Source organism: Paraburkholderia tropica (assembly GCF_914484835.1).
Classification (GTDB): domain Bacteria; phylum Pseudomonadota; class Gammaproteobacteria; order Burkholderiales; family Burkholderiaceae; genus Paraburkholderia; species Paraburkholderia tropica_A.
This window is the reverse complement of record NZ_CAJZAR010000028.1, coordinates 43,803-67,160: the sequence shown is the minus strand read 5'-3', so window position 1 is coordinate 67,160 and position 23,358 is coordinate 43,803. Positions and strand designations below refer to the sequence as shown.

Genomic DNA, 23,358 nt, shown 5'->3' with positions numbered 1-23,358 from the left:
TGGATCAAAGTCACGGGGTTGAGCGAAGATTAGGACGGTCGTGCGGGAAGGATGGGCGCCGGGTGTTGATGGACCGGCCGCCCCGCTGACGCGCTGAAGCGCTGACACAATCAAGCGCCTACGCGCCGCAAACTTCCCATCGGCCGTGTATCAGCGCGCGAAGCGAATATCGAGCGAACGCAAATACGTCTGCAGCCCCGCATCCTGAAGCGGAATCACATACGCGGGCGAATCCGACTCATTGAAATGAGCATGCCAATAACCGGGCGGCGTCACGAAGGCCATGCCCGGCGTCCAGTCGACGCGCACGGGATCGACAATCTGCCCCTGTTCGTCGATCTCGGTGCCGACGAGCGTATAGACGCCCGGCTCGCACGCGGGAATGAAGTCGAGCGCAATCGACTGATGACGATGCGGCTTCTGCACGCTGTGCGGCGCGATTGTGCCGAACATCGCCCACATCGAATGCGTGACGGTGCGCGTCTGCGGGAAATGACGATTGCCGAGCAGCACGCTCACACGATTGCGCTGTGCCGCGCCCGGCGCATTCGCCACTTTCGCGAGTTCGGCCTGGGCCTGCGCGGCCGGATAAAGCGTCGGCGCAAAGCGGGCCGTGCCGATTTTCGCGCCGAGATAATCGAGCAGCGGCGCATCGTTCACGTAGTAAATGCGCGCCGTCGCCTGCGCCGACAACACGGCCTCGCCGCCGCCCGGCAGCGAAAAGAAATCGCCTTGTCCAAATGAAAAGACCGTGCCGTTTTGCGCAACACGCCCCGCGCCTTCGAGCACGTAAAACACCTGCGAAGTCGCATTCGGATCGACCGCAATCGTGTCGCCCGCCACGATGCGCAGAAAACTCGCCATCAAACCTGGACCGGTGGCCGGATAATCGCAGCCCAATTCCGCCGATAAATCGAGCGGCACGCTGCGCGTCGGACCGTCGTCATAGAGCGAAGCGGGAAACGAGCGATACGGTACGCGCGAAATCAGCTTCGCGCCGATCGGATTCGCGGACGAGGTGTATTCGAAATATTGCGCATCGCGCGTGACGATGTCGTCGTCGAGTGCGAGAGAAGAATGCGCGGTTTTATCCAGCATGATGCGGCTCCTGAAAATGACGCTCGCCCGGTGGGCAAGTCGCGCCATCGCGATCGACGATCCTGCGCCAATCGCTGGCGTCGAATGGACTTTAGGCGCCGGGGCCGCACGCGGGAATTGCGCACACGGGAAATGAGCTTTGCAGAAAAGGGATCACTGATGTGCGAGGCGCGGCCGCGTTTTCTCGTACACTGCACGACAACGCCCGCATTCACGCCATCGACACGCCTGCTCGCTTATGGATTATTTCGGCGCGATCCGCGCATTCCTTTCGTCCGCCGAACTCGGTAGTTTCAGCAAGGCGGCGGCCCGCATCGAAGTCAAAACCTCGACGGTATCGCGCTATATCACCCAACTCGAACGCGATCTCGGCATTGCGCTATTCAATCGCTCGACGCGCGGCCTCGTGCTCACCGAAGGCGGCCGCGTATTTCGCGAGCACGCGATTGGCGTAATCCGCCATCTCGACGAAGCGCGCGACGTGGCATCGTCGCTGAATCGTTCGCCGCGCGGATTGCTGCGCGTGACGATGCCGCGCTCGTTCGGCCGGCGTCATATCGTGCGCCATTTTCCGGAATTCATGGACCGCTATCCGAAGATCGACGTCGATATCGTCATGACCGACGCCGTGCTCAATATCATCGACACGGGTATCGATCTCGCGATTCGCATCGGCGCATTACCGGATTCGCAATTGATGGCGCGCCAGTTGACGGCGCATCGGCGCATTGTCTGCGCGAGCCCCGCTTATCTCGCGCAATGCGGCGCGCCCGTCATGCCCGAGGAACTTGCGGCGCACACGGCACTGCGTTTTTCACTCGCGGCGGACGATCGCTGGCTGTTCGTCAAGCACGAACCGGCGTCAATAAAGGCAAAGAGTGAGCGTGAAGAAGCGGTGACGGTGGCATTGCGCGGCAGGCTGCGCGTGGACGACACGGAAGCGCTGCTCGATCTCGCCATCGCGGGACGCGGCATTGCCTTGCTGCCGACGTGGGCCGTAGGCGACGCATTGCGCGACGGAAAACTGATTCGTCTGTTGCCGGAATGGGAAGCGCAGCCGACGAAACACGCGCCGGCGGTCTGGGCGGTCTATCCGCGCAAACGGACGGTGTCGTCGAAAGTGCGCGCCTTTATCGACTTTTATTCGGCCATTTTCAATCGCGAAGGCGACTGGGACGGCCAGGACACGGCCGCAAAACCACGCGCTGCGCCGCGCGATTAAGCGAATGGCCGCGATACGTTAGCGTTTGATTCCTTTGCGCTTGCGCGATTCGATCTTTTTACAAAGATCGGTCAATAGCCAGCGAGCGATTTGCTCGGGTCGATTCGCACCGTGCGGCGCGAATTTGATTTCATTGGCGAAATAGACAATGACCGAGCCGGTCATTACGCGCCACCTGCCGGTGTAATCAACACCATCCACATTCACGCTCATCGCGTGCGAGATTTCATAGTCTGCGGAAGCCAAGGGTGAAACGAAGAATGTCTAAAGTATGACAATATCGTCTCAATCGTGTGTCAGTCAATGAAATATGCGTTTTGTTTCATATTTCCGCTGCGCGCCTTCATGCGGCGCGAAATGCGGGCGCCATTTGCCTGCAATTCGCTCTGCAATTCGCCCGCCATCCGCTAGACAAATCGACTCGAATCGGCCGATGAAACCCGTATAGCCGTGCGCGTAAATCCGGTACTTGTCAGTGGCGTTATTCGATTCATCGCGCGTTCACCCACCGCGCCGCTCCACGCATTGACCCAGCGCCGCGCCATCATGCGGTCGACGTCGTCGTTCGCGTGAATGAGCCGCTGCATCGCGCGTGTCAGGCGGCGCATGGCGTACTGTTTGCGGCGTGTTTCCCTGTCATCACGCGGATTCATACGATTCTCCCGTCACCGGATTTCAGTGTAGAACGGTCCGCGCATTAAGGCATGAACGAAAATGCCGCAGTACCAGGGAGACTATCGAGAGCGCGATTGCCGTCGCGGCGAGCCTCGGTCTCGCCGTCGAATGAATTTTCACTATAAGCAATGAGCTTGAAGCCACTGCCCGCCGACCTGGGTACCGTAATGCCCCAATGCCAGCCTCCTTCCTGCTCGAATACATGCAGTCTGGGCGACGCTTCCAGCGTTGCCGAGTGTGACGTGATCATTCCACGCCCTCCTTTCGAAAACTTCCGAATCCATAGGCGGTCTTGCTCAGTGTAGGCAGCATTTTGCTGCGCTGCAATAAGCATTAACCTTTATTTCGCCTAATGTAAAAGGGACAGTTTTCGAATTGGTGCGGCATGGTACTGTGCGTAAACACGGAAATGCGCCGCATTGCAGCAAATGTAATGCCTCTTTATTGGATGATCAATTACATCAATTAACGGTACCGACCATTACATGACGTAAGAAGCGAGTAAAAGGGCAAAAAAGGCGAACGGCGCGCGAATTCCGGCTTGCGCGCGCCGGCTCGTCATTGTCAGTCGAAGAGTTTCATCACGTCGCGATAGAGCGCGCCAGGAATGCGCACGCCATGGCGTTCGCTGCGCTCGCGCGCCTCGAAACGGCGTTGCGAGGGCAAGCGCGCGCCCTGCTCGACCACGGCGGCGAACAGCCGCTCGGCGCGCGCCTCGCCCGCCGCGTGATCGGCGCCCAGAAAACGGCGCGGATCGATCGCGATCACCAGTTCGCCGTGGCAAGGGCTCGCGCCCGCGCCGTCGTCGAAAGTCTGCGACTCCATGCTCGTGAGGTCGCCGATCAGCGCGCCCGCGAGCAGTTCGACCATCGCCGCGAGCGCCGAACCCTTGTGGCCGCCGAACGTCTGCATCGCGCCGTCGAGCGCCGCGCGTGCGTCCGTGGTCGGCTGGCCCGCGCTGTCGATGGCCCAATGATCGGGAATCGGCTTGCCCTCGCGCGCGTGCAGCTCGATATCGCCACGCGCGATCGCGCTGGTCGCGAAGTCGAACACGAACGGATGCCCTTCCGCGCGCGGCCACGCGAACGCAATCGGATTGGTGCCGAACACGCCGCGCGTGCCGCCCGCGGGCGCGACCCAGCTATGGCTCGGATTCATCGCGAGCCCGACGAGCCCACGCGCGGCAATCGCCTCCACCTCGGGCCACAACGCCGAAAAATGGAAGCAGCGATTGATCGCCATCGCGGCGAGACCCTGCGTGCGCGCTTTTTCCGCGAGCACGGGCAGGCCCGTTTCGAAGGCCAGCAGCGAAAAACCATAATGCGCATCGACGGCGAGCACGCCGGGCGCCACATCGCGCAAGGTCGGCTCGGCGCACGGATCGACCTTGCCGCCTTTCACCGAGCGCACGCAGCCGAGCAGGCGATAGATGCCGTGCGAATGGCACTCGTCGCGCTGACCTTGCATGATCACGCGCGCGATAGCGTCTGCATGCGCTTCGGACACGCCGTGGTGCATCAGCGCCTTGCGCGCGAGCGAAAAGAGCGCGTCGAGCGACAGTACGACGTCGTCGTGTTGATCAGTCATCCTGATGTTCCTCGCGATGAAGAGTACCGTCGATACGCCGCGCGAGCGCCAGCGGATTGCCGTCGCGCAGTGCGTCGGGCAGCAGATCGTCGGGCAGATCCTGATACGAAACCGGCCGCAGGAAGCGCTCGATCGCGCGGCTGCCGACCGAGGTCGTGCGCGCATCCGAAGTCGCCGGGAACGGTCCGCCATGCACCATCGCATGACCGACTTCCACGCCCGTGCCGAAACCGTTCGCCAGTATACGGCCTGCCTTGCGTTCGAGCGTCGGCAGCAGCGCGCGGCAGGCGGCGCGGTCGTCGTCGTGCAGATGCACGGCCACCGTCAGCTGTCCTTCGAGCGATTTCAGCGCGCCATGCAAGGCGTCGAGATCGCGGCAACGCACGATCAGCGAGGCAGAGCCGAACACTTCCTCGCGCAATGCGGGATCGGCGAGGAACGCTTGCGCCGTGGTCGCGAACAACGCGGCCTGCGCGTCGAACGGACCGCCCGTCTTGCCGCTCGCGAGACGCTCGACATCGGCGTGCGCCGCGAGCCGCTCGACGCCCTTCACGTAATTCGCGTGAATGCCGGGCGTGAGCATCGTCGATGCGGGGGCTTGCGCGAGCGCGTCGCTGGCCGTGCGTTCGAAGGCGCGCAACGCGTCGTCCTCCACGGCGAGCACGAGGCCAGGATTCGTGCAGAACTGTCCCGCGCCCAAAGTCAGCGATGCCGCGAACTGTTGTGCAATCGTTTCACCACGCGCGGCCAGTGCGTGCGGCAGCAACACGACCGGATTAATCGAGCTCATCTCCGCATAGACGGGCACCGGCTCCGCGCGCGCGTTCGCGATCTTCATGAGCGCCACGCCACCCGCGCGCGAACCCGTGAAGCCCACCGCCTTGATGCGCGCATCGGCCACGAGCGCCTGGCCAATCGAAAGACCGCTGTCGAACAGCAGCGAAAACACGCCTTCGGGCTGCGCGCACTGCTGCACGGCCTGCTGAATCGCACGGCCCACGAGTTCCGAAGTGCCCGGATGCGCGCCGTGCGCCTTCACGATCACGGGACAACCGGCCGCGAGCGCCGACGCCGTATCGCCGCCCGCCACCGAAAACGCGAGCGGAAAATTCGACGCGCCGAATACCGCGACCGGCCCGATCGCCACATTACGCAGACGCAGGTCCACGCGCGGCATCGGCTTGCGATCCGGTTGCGCGGGATCGATACGCGCATCGACGAAATCGCCGTTACGCAGCACGTTGGCAAACAGACGCAACTGACCGACCGTGCGTGCGCGCTCGCCTTCGAGCCGCGCGCGCGGCAGGCCGGTTTCGGCCATGCAGCGTTCGATCAGCGCGTCGCCGATCGCCATGATCTGTTCGCCGATGGTTTCCAGAAAACGCGCGCGCGTGTCGAGCGGCGTTTCGCGGAAGGTGTCGAAGGCCGCTTCCGCGAGCGCACACGCGCGTTCGAGATCGTCTTGCGTCGCGCCGCCGAATGCGGGTTCGAGCGCCGCGCCCGTGCGGGCATCGACGCCATGCAACACGCCGTGCGTGCCGCGCACGCTCGTCGCGCCGATCAGCGACTGGCCGGTAATCGTCATCTTGGTCCCTGCAAAAAAAACAACCGGGCCGGCATGGCCCGGTTTTGAATCGATGGAAATGGCGCGTTGCCTGTGCATACGCACAGGCGCACGCTTATTCACGCGTATTCACGCTTATTGATCGTCGGCGTCGAGCCGCAGCTTGTGGCCCGGCACGCCCGTATTCGCGCCCCAGTAGTAAATGCCGAGACTCGCGAGCGCCACGGCCAGCGTGTCATACGGATGCGCGAGCGTGCCCGTGCCGCCGAAACTGCCTTGCCACGACAGCACGATCATCACGGCATAAAACGCGATCAGCCACGCCGACGAACGCACCTGCTCGCGCAGGCTCAATTCGCGCGTCGGGACGAAACGCCCTGCCGCGAGATAGATCACGAACATCACGATCTGCAAACCGAGCAGCCAGGACACCGTGCTCCAGCCCGACCAGTAGACGATCAGCGCGGCGATCACGAACGACACCGGCCCGACGAGGCCGAAGCGGCTCACGCGGAACGGACGCGGCATATCGGGCGCATTGCGGCGCAGCGCGGCGACGGAAATGGGCGCGACGGCATAGCTCAACACCAGCGCCGCCGATACGACGTTGATCAGCGCTTCCCACGACGGAAACGGCAGCGTCCAGAACACCGCGAGCGCGAACGTGAGCCACAAGCCCGCGCGCGGAATGCCCGAGGCTTCGTCCACGCGCGTGAACACGCGGAAGAACGTGCCGGTTTTCGCCCACGCATAGACCACGCGCGGCGTCGCGTTCATATAGATATTGCCGCAGCCGCTCGGCGAAATAGCCGCGTCCGCGACCACCATGTAGGCGAGCCAGCCCACGCCCAGCGCGAGCGCGATATCGCGGTACGGCAGCGAAAATGCCTTGCTCACGCCATCCCAGCCGCTCTTGAGCATCTCGGTCGGAATGCTGCCGATAAACGCCAGTTGCAGCAGCACGTAAATCAGCGTGGAAAGCAGCACAGAAAGAATCAGCGCGATGGGAATCGTGCGTTGCGGATTGCGTACTTCGCTCGCGACCGAAATGATCGGCGTGAGACCGAGATACGCGAAAATGATGCCGCCCGCCGACACCGCCATTTCAATACCCGACATACCGAACGGCGCGAAGCCATGCACGCTCAGATTGGCCGGTTTGAAAAACGTGAACAGCACGCCAATCACCGCAAGCGGCACGATGAATTTGAAAATGCTGATGAGATTATTCGCGCGCGCAAAGGTCTTCACGCTTTTGTAATTGAGCCGGAAAAACAGGCCCAACAGCGCGAGTTGCACGAGCCAGCCGATCGTGGTCGGATTGCCCGAACCCGGTTGACTCAGCATCGGAAACCACGCGGCCGCATATTGGCGCGCGGCGACCACTTCGATGGCGATCAGGCTCGAAAACGCGATCAGCGTGACGAAACCCATCAAATAACCGAGCAGCGGGCCGTGCGAGAACACCGGATAACGCACCACGCCACCCGCGCGCGGCAAGGCCGCGCCGAGTTCGCAATAGACGATGCCGAGCAGCAAGACCGCGAAGCCGCCGATGAGCCAGGAAACGATGCCCGCCGGCCCCGCGATGGCCGAGACGTGACTCGCGGCGAACAGCCAGCCCGAGCCGAAGATGGCGCCAAGGCCGATGAACGTGAGGTCAGTGAGCGAAAGCTGCTTCTTGAAGCGCCCTTCGCCGGTTTGCTCGCGCGTTGCGTCGCTCATGGGCAGCGCGCCGCGCAGCTTGCCTTGAGTGGACATAGCCGTGTCTCCTTCTTAAGGGATGAGGCGCAGCGCCGGCGTGCCATTCTTCTTGTGTGGGCACGGCGGCGCGGTCGGTGCCGCGCGCGCGGAACTCGCTATCTGCATAGAAACCAGGCAATCCGAAATAATCGGATTCGATCAGAGGCGAGTGGCGCGCGGGAAAAGAAAGCGCGCCCACGCGGCGCGCAAGGGGATTTACAGACCGACGTCCGGCAGTTGCGGACGCGTGGCGAGCGCCTGTTGCATGACGGCCTTCACGTGCGCGAGCGCATCGCCTTCGAGCGCGAGGCGCGGAGGACGCGTGAGCGCGCTGCCGCGATCGACGAGTTCCTCGCACAGCTTGATGCATTGCACGAGATCGGGGCGCGCGTCGAGGTGCAGCAGCGGCATGAACCAGCGATAGAGCGCGAGCGCTTCGTCGAAACGCTTTTGCTTCGCGAGGCGGAACAGCGTCTCGCCTTCTTTCGGGAACACATTCGACATGCCCGAGACCCAGCCTTCCGCGCCCACGGCCACGCTTTCGACCACCACGTCGTCGAGGCCCGCGAACAGCACGAAGCGGTCGCCCACGGCGTTGCGCAGATCGATGAAGCGGCGCGTGTCGCCCGACGAATCCTTGAAGCAGACGATGTTTTCGCAATCCTGCAGCGCGATCAGCACGTCGGGCGTGACGTCGTTCTTGTAGATCGGCGGATTGTTGTAGACCATCACCGGCAGGTCAGTGCTCGACGCCACGGCGCGGAAATGCGCAGCCGTTTCATGCGGCTTCGCCGAGTAGACCAGTGCGGGCATCACCATCACGCCGTCCACGCCCACGCGCTGCGCTTCGCGCACGGTCTGACGTGCGAACTCGGTGGTGAATTCGGCCACGCCCGCGATCACGGGCACCTTGCCGCCGGCGGCGTCGCGCGCGGCTTCGATCACGGCCAGTTTCTCGGACGTGCTGAGCGAGGTGTTTTCGCCGACCGTGCCGCACACCACGAGGCCCGAGACGCCGTCCTTCACGAGGTTGCTCACCACGCGGTGCGTCGCTTCGATATCGACGGAGAAGTCCGCCTTGAATTGCGTGCTGACGGCGGGAAACACACCGCTCCATTGGATAGCGTTACGGCTCACAGTGACAATCTCCTTCGTTTGAAAAATCGCGCCAACCCGTGTGGCGATGCGAAGAAGTATCGCTATCCAGAATGATCGAGGCTTGAGACCTTTCGCGACTCAAAGAGACGAAATCGGCACAATCGCTTTATTGTGCAAAGGCGCCTCATTCAGGTGCATTCGCGCTATCCGGGACTACCCGTAGATTTTCGCGCGAGCGCCTTTTACCGATGCGAGGTTTGCTAATTTTTTTATGTATTTCGCGCGATGCCGGGATCGACCTTCTCGCCTATTCGGCCGCTTCGGTTTGCGTCGCTTGCGGATGCAGCAGCGCACGATACTGGCTCGGTGTGAGGCCCACGGTGGCCTTGAATTGACGCGTAAACGCACTGTGATCGTTATAGCCGCAACGCGTGGCGATATCGGTGATGCTCAGGTCGCTCGCGAGCAATTCGGAAGCCGCGTCGAGCCGCGTTTTCAGCAGCATCTGGCGCGGCGTGAGATGGAAAATCTTGTGGAAATAACGCTCGATCTGCGCCACCGACATATTGATGAGCGTGGCCAGATGCGAGAGTTTGAGCGGCTGCGCGTAATTGTCCTGAATGTATTTCGCAGCAATCGCCAGGCGCTGATAAGCCGGATGCGTGCCTTCGGCCGCCTGCAGATCGCGCGAAATACCGGCCACGCCCAGCACGCGGCCCTGCGCATCGTGCAGCGGCACCTTCGAGGTGAGGCACCAGCCCGGTTGACGGCCCGGATAAAGATGCAATTCGAGTTGATCGATAAAGCGGCTGTTCAGGCGCACCACAGCCTCGTCCTGCGCCGTGTAGCTGTTGCCGAAACGCGCGGGAAACACCTGCGCCGCCGTCTTGCCGAGCAACGAGCGTTTGTCCTTGAAACCGCAGCGCGCGGCGAGCGTGGCGTTGGCGATCACATAGCGTGCGTCGTGGTCCTTCACGAAGAAGACCACGTCGGGCATGGCATCGAACAGCGGTTCGAGCAGCGCGAAATGCGCCACCATCTGCGGCAGCGTCGTGTTTTCGAGGGCGGCGGGCAGAACGAGTTCGGGCATTGCGATGAGCGGCGAGTCGTGATCCGCACGATTATGCCCTTCTCATGCACGCTTGCGCATCTGAAACGAAAATCGGGCGGCGCCTGTGCGTGCGCCGCCCGTCAAACCCCATCGCGTCGAATGGCGAGTTACGCCTGCGACGGCACTTCCAGCAAGGTGCCGATACGCGCGGGCGAAAACGGCGGACGTTGGCCGTTGCGCGGCCAGCCGAGGCAGAACGCCGCCGCTTCGCCGCAGATCTTGCCCTGACACGGTCCCATGCCGCAACGCGTGTGCAATTTCGCGTCGCGCCACGAACGATGCTGCGCGGCTTCGCCGAACCTCACGTCCTCGCAGCGGCACAGCACGGTGTCGGGCGTCGCGAGCGTGCGCAGATGCGGCGCGAGCGCGAACGCTTCGTGAAGTCGCGCGGCGAACGCGCGATAGCGCGCGCGCTCGCCGAACAACGCACGCGCCTTGTCGCGCTCGCCCACGGCCGCATGCGCCGCGATGCGCCCTTCGAGCGCCGCGAGTTCCATGCCGCCCACGCCCGTGCATTCGCCCGCCGCATAGACATCGGGCAGCGAGGTCGCCTGCCACTCGTCGACGGTGAGCGCGGCCATGCCATGCGCGTCTTCGGTCGCGCAACCGAGCGCCGCGCCCACGTGCGTGTTCGGCACGAGGCCGTATGCGCAGGCGAGCCGGTCGCAATCGATCGACATTTCCTTGTCGCCGTGCTGGATGCGCACGCGCGTCAGCATCGTATCGCCGATCGCTTCGATCACGTGTGCGCCGCATAAATACGGCGTCGCGCGCAGATCGAAACGCATGCGCAGCGCCTGCACGAGTTTCGCGGGCATCTGCACGAGTCCCGCCGCGAAGCGCCTGACCGAAGTCGGCGGCGCCTGCTCGACGATCGCCACCACGCGCGCGCCATGCTCGCGCGCCGTGACGGCAGCGGCCCACAGCAGCGGCCCCGTGCCTGCGATCACGATGCGCTCGCCGCGTATCGGCAAGCCGCCCTTCACAAGCGCCTGCAAGCCGCCCGCGCCGGTCACGCCCGGCAGCGTCCAGCCCGGATACGGCAAGAAGCGCTCGCGCGCGCCGGTCGCGACGATCAGCTTGCCGTAAGTGATCGTGTGGCCGCGTTGCGCGTCCTCCACCAGCAACTGGCGCTCTCCGAGCGCCTGCACGACGCGCGTGCCGCTCAGACGCGCGATGCTGCCGCGCTGCACGAAAGTCTCGACCGCATCGATGGCCGCGCGCGCCTCACCCGTCGGCGGATGCTCGGGGCCTTGACGCCAGATCTGACCACCAGGCCGCGCGTTATCGTCGACGATGCCCACGCGCTGGCCTGCCTCGGCGGCCACGCGCGCGGCGTGCAAACCAGCCGGTCCCGCGCCAATAATCAGGATATCGAAATTCATTGCGCGCCTCTCGCCGTCACCACGTTCATTCCCTCGGCGCAGACGGTCTGACACGCGAGCCGATGCGCGACGCCGTCGATCGTCACGCGGCATTCCTGGCACACGCCCATGCCGCACAACGGCCCGCGCAGCGCGCCGGTCACCGATCGGCGCGTCGCGAGACCCGCGTCGCCCGTGGCATGCGCGATCGCTGCGACCACCGAGCTGCCCGCCGCCACGCGCACGCTGCGGCCATCCACTTCGAGCATGACGAAATCAGGCATGTGCGGCTCCCTGCGTCGCACAACGCGCGGGCCAGTACGGCGCAGCGTCGATCGGCAACGGATCGCGCGAGGCGAGCATCTGCGCGGCGATCAGCTTGCCGGTCGCGAGCGCCGTGGTCACGCCGAGCCCTTCGTGACCGGTTGCCAGCCATGTCTGCGGATGACCATCGGCGCGCGCGAACGGACCCGCCGGGCCGATCAGCGGCAAGCCATCGAGCGTCGCGGGGCGGAAACCGGTCCACGCGCGAATCGCGTTCAGCGACGGCAATTGCGGCAGATATTCCGCGGCGCGGCGCAACATGCGCGCGAGTATCGCCGGTTCGATCGCCGGATCTTCGCTGTCGAATTGGCGCGACGAGCCGATCAGCAATTGCCCGGTCGGGCGCGGCTGCACGTTGAACGCCACCGACGTGCCGGTCGCGTTGTGCGCGCTCTTGATATAGCCGAGTTCGAGAATCTGGTGACGCACGGTGCCGGGATAACGATCGGTGATCAGCAGATGGCCCTTCTTCGCCTGCATCGGCAAACCGGGCAGCAGTTCGGCCGCTTGCAGACCGTTGGCGAGCAGCACCGCGCCGGTGGCGATCACTTCGCCGTCCGCGAGCACCACGCCCTGGCGGTTCACCTGCGCGACGCGCGTATCGAGGCGGCACGTGATGCGCCCTTTCACGGGCTGCGCGAGCAGCCAGGCGGCGGCGGACGGCGCGTAGACCACGGCGTCGTCGGGGACCATCATGCCGCCGCGCAAGCCTTCGCGCAGCGCGGGTTCGGCTTCGCGCACCTGCTGCGCGTCGAGCATGTGGCAGGCCACGCCTTGTTGCATCAGCGTCTGCTGGCGCGATTGGGCTAGTTCGCATTCCTCATCGTCAGTGGCGACCCAGAGCGTGCCGCAACGCACGAACGCCTGGCGCGCATCGAGACGCGGCGCGAGGTCGAGCCACAACTGGCGCGACCACATGGAGAGCGCGAACTCGGCGGGCGTATCGTCCATCACGACCAGATGGCCCATGCCCGCCGCCGTCACGCCGCCGCCGATGCCCGCGCGGTCGAGCACGAGCACGTTCGCGCCTTGCTGCGCGAGTTCGTGCGCGCACGCGGCGCCGACGATGCCCGCGCCGACTACGATCACATCGGGACGCGATACTGCCATGTTCATCACGCGCTGATGCCCCATGCGAACGGATCGTCGTCGGCGAAGATGAGCTGCGCCTGCGCGCTCACGTGCGCCGTGCCGCGAATGCTCGGACGCACGTAGCCGGGCGCGAGATCGCCGCCGGTTTCGTAGCTCGCGTCGAACACGCTGCCGACGATGCTTTCCTGCTTCCACACCGCGCCCGGCTCAAGCGCCGCGTCGGCGGCGAGACACGCGATCTTCGCGCTCGTGCCCGTGCCGCACGGCGAGCGGTCGTAGGCCTTGCCCGGACACAGCACGAAGTTGCGGCTATCGAGTCCCGGCGTGGTCGAGCCGGCGAACAGTTCGATATGGTCGATCAGCGCGCCGCCCTCGCCCGTGATGCCGTTCGCTTCGAGTGCCTGGCGGATCGCCCACGAGACGTTGGTCAGCGTTTCGACGTTGGCGAATTCGAGCGACTGGCCGTGATCGGCAACGAGGAAGAACCAGTTGCCGCCCCACGCGATATCGCCATGAATGCGGCCGAGGCCCGGCACGTCGACGGGCACATTCGTGCGATAGCGATACGCGGGCACGTTGCGCACGGTGACGCTGCCGTCCGCGTGCAATTCGGCTTCCACGTTGCCCACCGGCGTTTCGATGCGATGCACGCCGGGCGCGATGCGGCCCATATGCGCGAGCGACACGATCAGGCCGATCGTGCCGTGTCCGCACATGCCGAGGAAGCCCACGTTATTGAAGAAGATCACGCCCGCCGAACAGGCCGGATCGTGCGGCTCGCACAGCAGCGCGCCGACCATCACGTCGGAGCCGCGCGGCTCGCAGACGATGCCCGCGCGCAGGCGGTCGAAGTCGCGGCGGAAGATGTCGAGCCGCTCGGCGAGCGGTCCGCGGCCCAGCTCGGGGCCGCCTTCGGTCACGAGCCGCGTGGGCTCGCCGCCGGTATGGGAATCGATGACGGAGAGGGTTTTCATGCCGACAATCGTAGGTGCCGCCCGCGTGGCCGTCTTGTCGCAACGGACCCTCGGCAATGACGATTTCGGCATAGCGCGCGGCGGCCGATCGGACGCCGCGCGGCGCACGCGCGGTCAAGCCAGGCACAACCCTGGCGCTATCCACACACGATCCGGCCACCAGGCAGGCGCACGCCTCACCGCGCACCGGGCCGTTCAGTGCCGCTTCAAACGCCCGCGCGCGCCCGCGAGCCGCGCCCGAACATCTGGCGCAGCCACGCCTGGCTGTTCACGACCAGCAGACCGGTCAGCACGAGCATCGAGCCCGCGACGAACGCCGCGTCCACGTGTTCGTGCAGCACCACCACGCCGAGCACGACGCCGAACAGCGGCGTCATGAACGACAGCACGCCGAGCCGCGCGGCGAAGTAGCGGCGCAGCAGCCAGAACCACGTGAGATAGCTCGCGAAGGTGACGACCACGGTCTGGAAGCCAAGGCTCGCGAGCGCGAACGGCGTGCCATGAAACGCGGTCTGCCCGGTGAGCAGCGCGAACGGCATCAGCAGCACGAACGCATAAGCGAGCTGATAAAACAGCGTCTGCGAAGCGGGCGCCTCGCTCAGCCGCGTGGTGCGCACGCCCACCGTGGTCATGCCCCACGCCGCGCCGCCGAGCAGGCCCATCAGATCGCCGAGCAGCCAGTCAGGATTGGCCGGTGTGCCCGGCGCGGACAGTCCGCCGCCCAGCAGCGCCGGGCCGAGAAACGCGATGGCGATGCCCGCGAACGCGAGCGCGATGCCGGCCCACTGGAGCGGCGCGAGCCGTTCGTCGGGCAGCTTGAGATGCAGGCCGATGGCCGCGAACATCGGCGCGGTGTAAAGCAGCACGGCGATATGCGAGGCGTTGGTCAGGCGCAGCCCTTCGGCGACGCACAAAAATTCGAACGCGAACAGCAGGCCCACCACGAGACCCGAGCGCAGCGCCACGCCCGGCAGCCAGCGCTCGCGCAGCACGAAGCGGTTGAACAGCCACACCAGCGCCGCCGCGCCGCCCGAACGCACGCCCACTTGCATCATCGGCGCGATGTCGCCGGCCACGGCCTTGATCGCGACCTGTTGCGTGCCCCAGATGAAGCACAGCGTCACCATGATGGCGACGGCCGCCCCATCGACATGCTTTCTCATTCCTGTCTCGTCCATGCATTATTTTTCCGACGCGCGTATCTTAACGCGCCGGGTCATACGCACATAGAGCCAGTGGCCGCGCAAAGCAGCAGGCCACCCGCGACGCAGCCGGTAAGTCCGGTTGCGTGGCGGGTGGCCTGCGGTTGCGATGGCGAGGTGCCGCCGCTATCCATTCAAAACGATGAACCCGAGGGCGCGATCAGAAGTCGATCTTCGCGTTCAGGCTGACCGTGCGCGGGTCGCCCGGCGCGATGTAGCTGTCGTACTGGAACATCCAGTAGCGGCGGTTCGTGATGTTGTCGATCGCCGCGCGGAACGTAACGTCGTGCCCGCCGATGCGGGTCGCGTAGTTCGCGCCCAGATTCACGAGCATATAGCCGCCCGTTTCCAGATCGCCGGCCGGACGCACTTCGGTGTTGCCCGTGTACTTCGCATCGACGCCCAGTTGCAGCCCCGGCACGTACGGCACGTCGTAGGTCACGCGCGCGGCGGCCGTGAATTGCGGCGCGCCTGCAACGCGCTTGCCGTTATACGTCTGGCCCTTCGCGTACCACGTATCGAGCAGCATGATGTCGCCCGCGACTTGCCAGCTACGGCCCAGACGTACGCTGCCGCCCGCTTCGAGACCTTCGTAGATCGAGTTGCCGTCCTGCAGCAGCACGTTCTGGTCGTTCGCATACGACGCGCCGCGCTCGATGCGGAACAGCGCCGCGTTCGCGCTCCAGCGCGCATGCTCGCTCTTGATGCCCAGTTCATACTGGCGCGAGCGCAGCGGATTGAGCACCGATCCGCCATTTGCATAGATGTCCGAAACAACCTGACCCGCTTCGAGCGATTCCACATAGCTCGCGTACAGCGTGGTCTCCGGTTCGAGCTTGTACATCAGCGCGAAGGTCGGCGTGACGACGCCGTTCTTGCCGTAAGACGACGACGTAGCGCCCGATTCCGAGAAGCTTTCCTGATCGTAGTTCGTGTAGCGCAGGCCCGCGAGCAGCGACCAGCGGCTCGTGATCTGCATCGTATCGCTCAGGAACAGCGCCTTCTGGTTGATCTCGCTCGCGCGGTATTTGTCGAGCCCGCTGCCCGAGTAGAACGCATACGGGTTCTGCACGTACAGATTGCCCGTGCCGAGCGTGCCGCCCGCCGTGCCCGCCGCCGTGCTGTAATCGTTGGTCTGATGCTGGATCGACGCGCCCGCCACGATCTGATGCGTGAACGGTCCGGTCTTCACCTTGCCTTCGAACGTGCCTTGCCAGTAGATGTCCTGGTGGCCTTCGTCGCCGTTCCAGCGATAGTCGGAATAGTCGCCCGCCTGGTTGAGCAGCGTGAGCGTGCTCTCGTTACGGTCGCGCGCCGACTTGCTGTAGCTCGCCGAGGTATTGAAGCTCCAGTCCGGCGTGATCTGATACTTCGCGCCCGCCGTGTAGAGCTGCAGATTCGTGTTCAGATGCTGACCGGCGCTGTTCAGCAGATTCGAGCCGCCGCTGATGGTCGCGGGCAGACTCGTGCCCACATAGCTGCTCGGAATGTAGATCGCCGGCGTCTGACCGCTCGAACGGCTCGTCTGGTAGATCGCGTTGAAGTAGACGTCGAGGTCGCGCGTGAGCTGACCGTCGAGCGCGAGCGCCACTGAATTGCGGTTGATATCGCCCGCGTTATAGGTCTTGCCCGCTTCGTGCGTGTAGTTGATGCGCGCGCCGAACATGCCGTCCGGGCCGAAGCGGCGGCTCAGGTCGGCGTGCTGGCTGAGCACGCCGTCCATGCGATAGCCGACGTCGAAACTCGTCACCGGATCCGTGCCCGGCTTCTTGGTCACGTAGTTGACCACGCCGCCCGGCTGCGCAAAACCGTACATGAAACCGCCCGCGCCCTTGAGCAGTTCGACGCGTTCGAGGTTTTCATACGGCATCGTGATGCCATACGAAATGAACGGATTGCCGTCGATCTTGAAACCGTTCTGCCAGTCGATCGGCAGGCCGCGCACCGTGATGTAGGTCGCCCACGCGCTATAGGCGTTGCTGTTGTCGGTGACCGAGGCGTCGCCCGCGAACACGTCGCCGAGCTTGTTGGCCTGGCGGTCGGCGAGATCCTCGCCCGTCACGACCGTCGTCGAGAACGGCGTGTCGAGCTGCGAACGCGTGCCGAGCGCGCCGTTCGAAACCGGCGTCGCCAGATGCAGCGGCGAGTCGCTCACGGTGGACGCGCTCACGTTCACGGCCGGCAGCGCCTTGTCGGCGGCGGTCGTGGACGCGGCAGCGCCGCTGGCCGCGGTGGCTGGCGCGGCAGCGCTGTCCCCGGCGGTCGTAACGGTCTGGGCGAATGCGGATTGCGCTGCGGCGGCAAACGTCAGCCAGGCGGCGATCTGCAAAGGACGGGGGAGCTTTTGCCCCTTACGGCGTGCGGTTTCGTGATTGTTCATATCGGCCAGTGGTCGAGGCGCCTCCCGCCCCGGTTCAAGTATTTGAACGTCAATGAGACTTATTCTCATTTCATAAGGGGCGCATCTTAGCAAAGCCTTTTTGCTTTTGAAAGTTCTTTACGAAAAACCAACACTTGCGCTTGGCTGTAATGCGTTTTGCATGTAAACGCGCGTGGATCTTGCGTGTTTTGTGCGTATTGCTCAGCGTTTACCCTTAGGCCACCTCTCTAAAAATCGCGCGCGCACGCCGCCAGCGCGCACGCGGGTGCCCGCGCGCTCCCGATTGCCACATCGGCGCCGTTGCGGCGCAATCCCCCAATCGGCTCAGGGTTTTCGGTCCCGCGAATTTTGGCGAAAAGCGCGGGACGGCATGACCTCATCGCGCATTTTTTTCACCCTGCGCGTTTCGCGTGCCATCCCGTTAGCTCTCCGATGCAGCCGGACTTTGCCGAGATTCGCGCCTCGCAGCGTTTCATGCAGGCTGGATCGGCGCATTAGTTCGTCATCCTGAGCAATACGTTTTCCACCCTTGCCATGTGCGAACGAGTTTCCTATGATCCACCAAACGCGAATCACTCTCATTCGCACATCACCGCGCAAACGATTCACTTTGAATCGCTGGCGCTTGCCACAGCGAGCGCATCAGTCATGCGCGGTGACAGATGTGTCAGCTTCGTGACCATCCACCCGTTTTCGTCCATCGATGAGGTCTCAACATGGTCCTGCCGGCCAAAGAGGAAGCTCAATCATGAGTACAACTAACATCCATTCCGATTCGGGAACGCGTCTTGCACGCGCGGCGTCGAGCCACGAGGTGCTCGACTTCGTCGCGATCGGTCTCGGCCCGTTCAACCTGAGCCTCGCGTGTCTCGCCGATCCGATCCGCGATCTGCGCGGCCTCTTTCTCGAACGCAACGAGGACTTCGACTGGCATCCGGGCATGCTGATCGACGACACCACGCTGCAAAACCCGTTTCTCGCGGACCTGGTGAGTCTCGCCGATCCGAAAAGCAAGTTCAGCTTCCTGAACTATTGCAAGCAGGAAGGCAAGCTCTACGCGTATTACATTCGTGAACGTTTCTATCTGAGCCGCGCCGAATACAACCGCTACTGCAAGTGGGCGATCAAGCAGCTATCGAGCATTGCGTTCGGCTCCCACGTGGAGCGCGTGGACTACGATGCCGACGCCGGCCACTACGTCATCAGCGGACGCCACGTGCGCACGGGTCAGCCGTTCACGCATCGCGCGGCGCGCCTTGTGATCGGCGTGGGCTCGGTGCCGCAACTGCCGTCGTGCTGCGACGACGTGCGCGAGCATTGCCTGCACAGCGCGCAATACGTCGCCAACAAATCCGCCTTGCAGCAGAAGCGTTCGATCGCCGTGATCGGCAGCGGCCAGAGCGCCGCCGAGATCTTCTACGACCTGCTCAAGGAAAGCGACGAGCACGACTACGCGCTCACGTGGATCACGCGCTCGCCGCGATTCTTCCAGATGGAGAACACCAAGCTCACGCTGGAAATGATCTCGCCCGATTACATCGATTACTTCTACAACCTGCCGGACAGCGTGCGCGAAGGCATCATCGCGAAGCAGGACAGCCTCTATAAAGGCGTGAACGCCTCGCTGATCAACCAGATCTACGATCTGCTCGACGACCGCCGCAGCCGGGGCGGCAACAACGCGCGGCTCATCACCAATTCGGAACTCACGGGCTGTCACCACGACCGCATCGACGACCGCTTCCATCTGCGTTTCGTGCAGCGCGACGAAGGCGTGCAGTACACGCACGTCACCGACGGCGCGATCTTCGCGACCGGCTACGGCCAGAACGTGCCCGCCTTCATCGACGGCATCCGCGAGCGCATCAGTTGGGACGCGCGGGGACGCTACAAGCTCTCGCGCAACTATGCGATCGACGTGAACGGCGGCGAAGTGTTCGTGCAGAACGCGGGCCTCTACAGTCACGGCCTCACCAATCCCGACCTCGGCATGAGCTGCTATCGCAACTCGTGCATCCTGCGCGAACTGACCGGCGTGGAGCACTACAAGATCGAGCGGCGCATCGCGCTGCAGGATTTTTCGGTGCCCGACACGGAGGCGTTCGTGAAGGCGCCGCTGGAGGCGCAATGAATCTGCGCAACACCATCATCACGATGACGACCTTCGCCGTCATCAGCGATGCGATCCTGATTCCGTTCTACCCGCAGTTCTTCGCGGCGCGCTACGGCGTGACGAGTCCCGTGCACGCGGGCGCTTACGTGGCGTTCATCTCCATCGTCGTGATGCTCACGCTGCCGCTGTGGGCGCGCGTCGCGAAGCGGCTCGACGCCATGCATCTGCTCGTCTACACGCAGTGCGCGGCGGGCCTGCTCTCGGTCGCGAGTTATTTCGCGCCCACGGTGCCGCTGTTCTGGGTGCTGTCGCTCGCGATGTTCATGTGCAAAAGCAGCTATCTGCTGATGTATCCGTACATGATGCGGCTCGAACCGAAGGAGTCGCACGCGCATACGATCGGTGTGCTTTCGGTGGTCGTGCACTTCGGCGCGATCGCAGGCGCCGTGGCGGGCGGTCTCGTGATGCAGGTGTGGAATGCGCACGACTGCATCTTCGCGATGGCCGCGGGCGACTTCATCCAGATGGCGATCTGCATGAGCCTGATCCGTACGCATCGCATCGCCAGGCGCTGCCGTTTCGCCGACGAACATCAGGCGCAGACGGTCCGCCCGAGTCTGCGCCAGCGCTTGCCGATCCTGCGCCTCGCACTGCTGATGCTCGCATTCGACTTCTGCGTGTATCTGATCCGTCCGTTCATGTCGTCGTACTGGCAGGACGTGAGCGGCTCGCCGAGCGAGCTCGTTTCCGGCCTCGTGTTCGCGATTCCGGGCATGGTCGCGCTGGCCGCGCTGCGCATCAACAAGCGTCTCGCCGGGCAAGGCAAAAAGCTGCCCGATCACACCGTCGCGAACCTGCTGCTGTGCACCGCGGGCATGCTGCTGCAAGGCGTGGAAGCGCCGCTGTGGATCGTGGTGGGCCGCGTGATGTTCGGCTGGGCGCTGTTCCAGATCGTCGTGAAGCTCGACGTGACGATGTTCTCGCTGAGCACGCCCGCTTCGTATGCCGCCGATTACAGCGTGATCAACTTCTTCCAGAACCTCGGCGTGCTGCTCGCCTCGTTCGCGGCCGGGGCGATCGTCGATGTGACCGGACTGCGTGCGCCCTTCTTCATCGCCGCTGCCGGGCTCGTGCTGACCGCGCTCTTGAGCGTGTGGCTGCTCGACCGTTCGCGCCGCGCCGCCAGCGCCCCGGCAAACGATGCGCTGCTCGAAACCGATCTTGCCAAAACAGGAGTCACCGCCCGTGCGAACTGATATTGCCGCCGACGAAATCGCCTTGCGTCATCGCGGCGCGCCGCCCGCGCTGCAACGCGAGACGCTCGCCGCCACGCTCGGCGGCTTCCATATCCGCCAGCTCGACGTGCCGCGCGACGCGCCCACGCTGCACGGCTGGTTCGCCGAGGAGCGCGCCGCATTCTGGAACATGCGCGACTGGAGCGTGGCGCAGGTGGCCGCGTTCTATCAGGCCATCGAGGATTCCGGGCACGCGCAATCCTGGCTCGCTTCGCAGCATGGCGCGCCCGCGTTCCTGATCGAGACCTACGATCCCGCGCACGAGGAAGCGGGCGAGCATTACGACGTGCAGCCCGGCGATCTGGGCATGCATCTCTTCGTGGGACCGGCGGCCACGCCGCAACCCGGCTATACGCGCCATGTGTTCAAGACGCTCATGACCTTCTTGTTCGAACGTCTGGACGCCGCGCGCATCGTCGTCGAACCGGATGCGCGCAACACGCGCATTCACGCACTGAACCGCGCGATGGGCTTCGTCTATGCGAAGGACGTCGCGTTCCGCGAGAAAACCGCGTCGCTCGCGTTTTGCAACCGAGCCGATTTTTACGCCGCTATTCAGCAGGATAACTAAGGAACTCATCATCATGAACTCGATCGATTTCAACGCCATCGCCCCGCAATCGATGCAGCACACGCTGCTCTCCCCGCCCGAAGCCGCCGCGCATCTCACGCCTGAAATCTGGCAGCGCGCGAACCGGATGCTGGTGCGCAAGGCGATTGCCGAATACGCGCACGAGCTGATCGTCGAACCGCAACGCCTCGGCGACGCCGAGCCCGACGCGGCCGGCAACGCGTTCGCGCGCTACGAACTGAAATCCGACGACGGCTCGCGCGCCTACACCTTCGAAGCGCGCCTGCTCGCGCTGCGCCACTGGAGCATTCGCCCCGAGTCGATCGTCTGCACGCAGGACGGCGTGGAGCAGCCGCTCGACGCGCTCTCGTTCATTCTCGATGTGAAGGCGCGCCTCGGCATCAAGGAAGAAATGCTGCCGATCTATCTCGACGAAATCAGCAGCACGCTCTATGGCGCCGCGTATAAATCGGTCAAGCAAGGACCGGACACGCCCGATCTGCTGACCGCCGATTTCCAGGCCGTGGAAACGGCGATGAGCGAAGGCCATCCGGGCTTCGTCGCCAACAACGGGCGGCTCGGTTTCGATGCAGGCGACTATCGCGCCTTCGCGCCGGAAGCGGCCTCGGTCATCCAGGTCGTCTGGCTCGCGGTGCACAAGGACAACGCCGCCTTCCATCACGCCGACGACCTCGACTACGACCGCCTGATGGACGAGGAACTGGGCGCAGCCGCCATCGCCCGCTTCAAGGCCGTCGTCGAAGCGCGCGGCTGCAACTTCGACGACTACCGCCTGATGCCCGCGCATCCGTGGCAATGGTTCAACAAGCTGTCGATCGCGTTCGCCGCCTACGTGGCCACGAACCGCATCATCTGCGTCGGCTACGGCGACGACCGCTATCTCGCGCAGCAATCGATCCGCACGTTCTTCAATGTCTCGGACCGCTCGAAGCGCTATGTGAAAACCTCGCTGTCGATCCTCAACATGGGCTTCATGCGCGGGCTCTCGCCGTACTACATGTCGGGCACGCCCGCCATCAACGACTTCATCAAGGGGCTGGTCGCGAGCGATCCGTATCTGCGCGACAAGGGCTTCACGATCCTGCGCGAAGTGGCGTCGATGGGTTTCCGCAACCGCTATTACGAAGCCGCCGTGCAAGCCGATACGCCGTACAAGAAGATGTTTTCCGCGCTGTGGCGCGAGAACCCGCTCTCGCTCGCGGGCGACGGTCAGCGCCTCATGACGATGGCCGCGCTGCTGCACACCGACCGTCATGGCCGCGCGCTGCTGCCCGCGCTGATCGAGGCGTCGGGCCTGAGCACGCAGGCGTGGCTCGAACGCTATATGGAAGCGTATCTCGCGCCGCTCGTGCACTGCTTCTACACGCACGATCTCGTCTTCATGCCGCACGGCGAGAACCTGATTCTCGTGCTGGAAAATCACGTGCCGGTGCGCGCGATCATGAAGGACATCGCCGAGGAATCGGCGATTCTCAACAAGGACGCGCAGCTGCCCGAGAACGTCAAGCGACTCGCCGTGGATGTGCCCGAGCGCGTGAAGCTGCTGGCGATTTTCATCGACGTGTTCGACGGGTTCTTCCGCTACGTGAACCAGATTCTGGTCGAGCACGGCTGCGCCACCGAGGATCTGTTCTGGAACACCGTGGCGCGTTGCGTCGCGCGCTATCAGGCCGAGCACCCGGAACTCGCCGACAAGTTCGCGCAATACGATATGTTCGCGCCGGAGTTCCTGCACTCGTGCCTGAACCGTCTGCAACTGGGCAACAACCTGCAGATGGTCAATCTCGCCGATCCCGCGGGCAACCTCAAGATGGCGGGCAATCTGCAGAACCCGCTTGCGGGTCGGCGCGAGGCTTATCGCGACGATGCGGGTCGTACGGCCGGCACGGTCGATCGCGCGCGCGCGGAAACCGTCGAGGCCTGA

General features: G+C 64.1%; 19 protein-coding genes. 5 read left to right on the top strand and 14 right to left on the bottom strand.

Annotated elements, in window-relative coordinates:
- Positions 1 to 150 precede the first annotated feature (150 nt).
- Complete coding sequence (locus LDO54_RS02350; RefSeq protein ID WP_224005606.1) at positions 151 to 1,098, bottom strand: cupin domain-containing protein; 948 nt, start codon at positions 1,096 to 1,098, stop codon at positions 151 to 153.
- Between the two features lie 238 nt (positions 1,099 to 1,336).
- On the opposite strand from LDO54_RS02350, the gene LDO54_RS02345 reads away from it, so the two are divergent.
- Positions 1,337 to 2,320 carry a LysR family transcriptional regulator gene (locus LDO54_RS02345; protein ID WP_224005603.1) on the top strand — a complete coding sequence of 328 codons (984 nt, stop codon included), beginning with the start codon at positions 1,337 to 1,339 and terminating at the stop codon, positions 2,318 to 2,320.
- An 18-nt stretch (positions 2,321 to 2,338) separates the two neighbouring features.
- Here the strand turns inward: LDO54_RS02345 and LDO54_RS02340 are convergent, their stop codons facing one another.
- From LDO54_RS02340 to LDO54_RS02275, 13 genes are all read right to left on the bottom strand, one after another.
- On the bottom strand, positions 2,339 to 2,566 hold the full coding sequence (locus LDO54_RS02340) for a hypothetical protein (protein ID WP_224005600.1): 228 nt from the start codon (positions 2,564 to 2,566) through the stop codon (positions 2,339 to 2,341).
- Positions 2,567 to 2,727: 161 nt separating this feature from the next.
- Positions 2,728 to 2,973, bottom strand: coding sequence for a hypothetical protein (locus LDO54_RS02335; protein WP_224005597.1), 246 nt, complete (start codon positions 2,971 to 2,973; stop codon positions 2,728 to 2,730).
- 586 nt (positions 2,974 to 3,559) lie between these two features.
- On the bottom strand, positions 3,560 to 4,582 hold the full coding sequence (locus LDO54_RS02325) for an Ldh family oxidoreductase (RefSeq protein WP_224005591.1): 1,023 nt from the start codon (positions 4,580 to 4,582) through the stop codon (positions 3,560 to 3,562).
- Positions 4,575 to 6,167 carry an aldehyde dehydrogenase (NADP(+)) gene (locus LDO54_RS02320; RefSeq protein ID WP_224005588.1) on the bottom strand — a complete coding sequence of 531 codons (1,593 nt, stop codon included), beginning with the start codon at positions 6,165 to 6,167 and terminating at the stop codon, positions 4,575 to 4,577. The genes LDO54_RS02325 and LDO54_RS02320 overlap by 8 nt, the downstream gene beginning before the upstream one ends.
- A gap of 114 nt (positions 6,168 to 6,281) precedes the next feature.
- Positions 6,282 to 7,871 carry an APC family permease gene (locus LDO54_RS02315; RefSeq protein WP_224006253.1) on the bottom strand — a complete coding sequence of 530 codons (1,590 nt, stop codon included), beginning with the start codon at positions 7,869 to 7,871 and terminating at the stop codon, positions 6,282 to 6,284.
- Positions 7,872 to 8,105: 234 nt separating this feature from the next.
- Entirely contained in the window at positions 8,106 to 9,026 is a 921-nt protein-coding gene (locus LDO54_RS02310; protein ID WP_224005585.1) for a dihydrodipicolinate synthase family protein, read from the bottom strand.
- A 268-nt stretch (positions 9,027 to 9,294) separates the two neighbouring features.
- The gene (locus LDO54_RS02305; protein WP_224005582.1) at positions 9,295 to 10,077 is read right to left on the bottom strand and encodes an AraC family transcriptional regulator; all 783 of its coding nucleotides are present in this window, start codon (positions 10,075 to 10,077) and stop codon (positions 9,295 to 9,297) included.
- Positions 10,078 to 10,205: 128 nt separating this feature from the next.
- Positions 10,206 to 11,483: an FAD-dependent oxidoreductase gene (locus LDO54_RS02300; RefSeq protein WP_224005580.1), complete on the bottom strand. Its 1,278-nt coding sequence runs from the start codon at positions 11,481 to 11,483 to the stop codon at positions 10,206 to 10,208.
- A complete protein-coding gene (locus LDO54_RS02295; protein ID WP_224005577.1) occupies positions 11,480 to 11,746 on the bottom strand; it encodes a 2Fe-2S iron-sulfur cluster-binding protein in 267 nt (88 codons plus the stop codon). The genes LDO54_RS02300 and LDO54_RS02295 overlap by 4 nt, the downstream gene beginning before the upstream one ends.
- The gene (locus tag LDO54_RS02290) at positions 11,739 to 12,896 is read right to left on the bottom strand and encodes an NAD(P)/FAD-dependent oxidoreductase (RefSeq protein WP_224005575.1); all 1,158 of its coding nucleotides are present in this window, start codon (positions 12,894 to 12,896) and stop codon (positions 11,739 to 11,741) included. Before LDO54_RS02290 ends, LDO54_RS02295 begins: the two co-directional genes overlap by 8 nt.
- A gap of 5 nt (positions 12,897 to 12,901) precedes the next feature.
- Positions 12,902 to 13,861: a 4-hydroxyproline epimerase gene (locus LDO54_RS02285; protein ID WP_290371059.1), complete on the bottom strand. Its 960-nt coding sequence runs from the start codon at positions 13,859 to 13,861 to the stop codon at positions 12,902 to 12,904.
- Positions 13,862 to 14,058: 197 nt separating this feature from the next.
- Positions 14,059 to 15,015, bottom strand: a complete 957-nt coding sequence (locus LDO54_RS02280) for a DMT family transporter (protein WP_224005571.1) — start codon at positions 15,013 to 15,015, stop codon at positions 14,059 to 14,061.
- Between the two features lie 199 nt (positions 15,016 to 15,214).
- Entirely contained in the window at positions 15,215 to 17,434 is a 2,220-nt protein-coding gene (locus tag LDO54_RS02275) for a TonB-dependent siderophore receptor (RefSeq protein WP_224005568.1), read from the bottom strand.
- A gap of 748 nt (positions 17,435 to 18,182) precedes the next feature.
- Between LDO54_RS02275 and LDO54_RS02270 the strand changes: the two genes are divergently transcribed.
- From LDO54_RS02270 to LDO54_RS02255, 4 genes are read left to right on the top strand one after another with little or no spacing between them, the layout of a single operon-like run.
- Complete coding sequence (locus LDO54_RS02270; RefSeq protein ID WP_224005565.1) at positions 18,183 to 19,565, top strand: lysine N(6)-hydroxylase/L-ornithine N(5)-oxygenase family protein; 1,383 nt, start codon at positions 18,183 to 18,185, stop codon at positions 19,563 to 19,565.
- Positions 19,562 to 20,803 (top strand): MFS transporter, encoded by a 1,242-nt coding sequence (locus tag LDO54_RS02265; protein WP_224005549.1) that lies wholly within the window; start codon positions 19,562 to 19,564, stop codon positions 20,801 to 20,803. Before LDO54_RS02270 ends, LDO54_RS02265 begins: the two co-directional genes overlap by 4 nt.
- Positions 20,793 to 21,413, top strand: a complete 621-nt coding sequence (locus tag LDO54_RS02260; protein ID WP_224005546.1) for a GNAT family N-acetyltransferase — start codon at positions 20,793 to 20,795, stop codon at positions 21,411 to 21,413. Before LDO54_RS02265 ends, LDO54_RS02260 begins: the two co-directional genes overlap by 11 nt.
- Before the next feature lie 13 nt (positions 21,414 to 21,426).
- On the top strand, positions 21,427 to 23,358 hold the full coding sequence (locus LDO54_RS02255) for an IucA/IucC family protein (protein ID WP_436975476.1): 1,932 nt from the start codon (positions 21,427 to 21,429) through the stop codon (positions 23,356 to 23,358).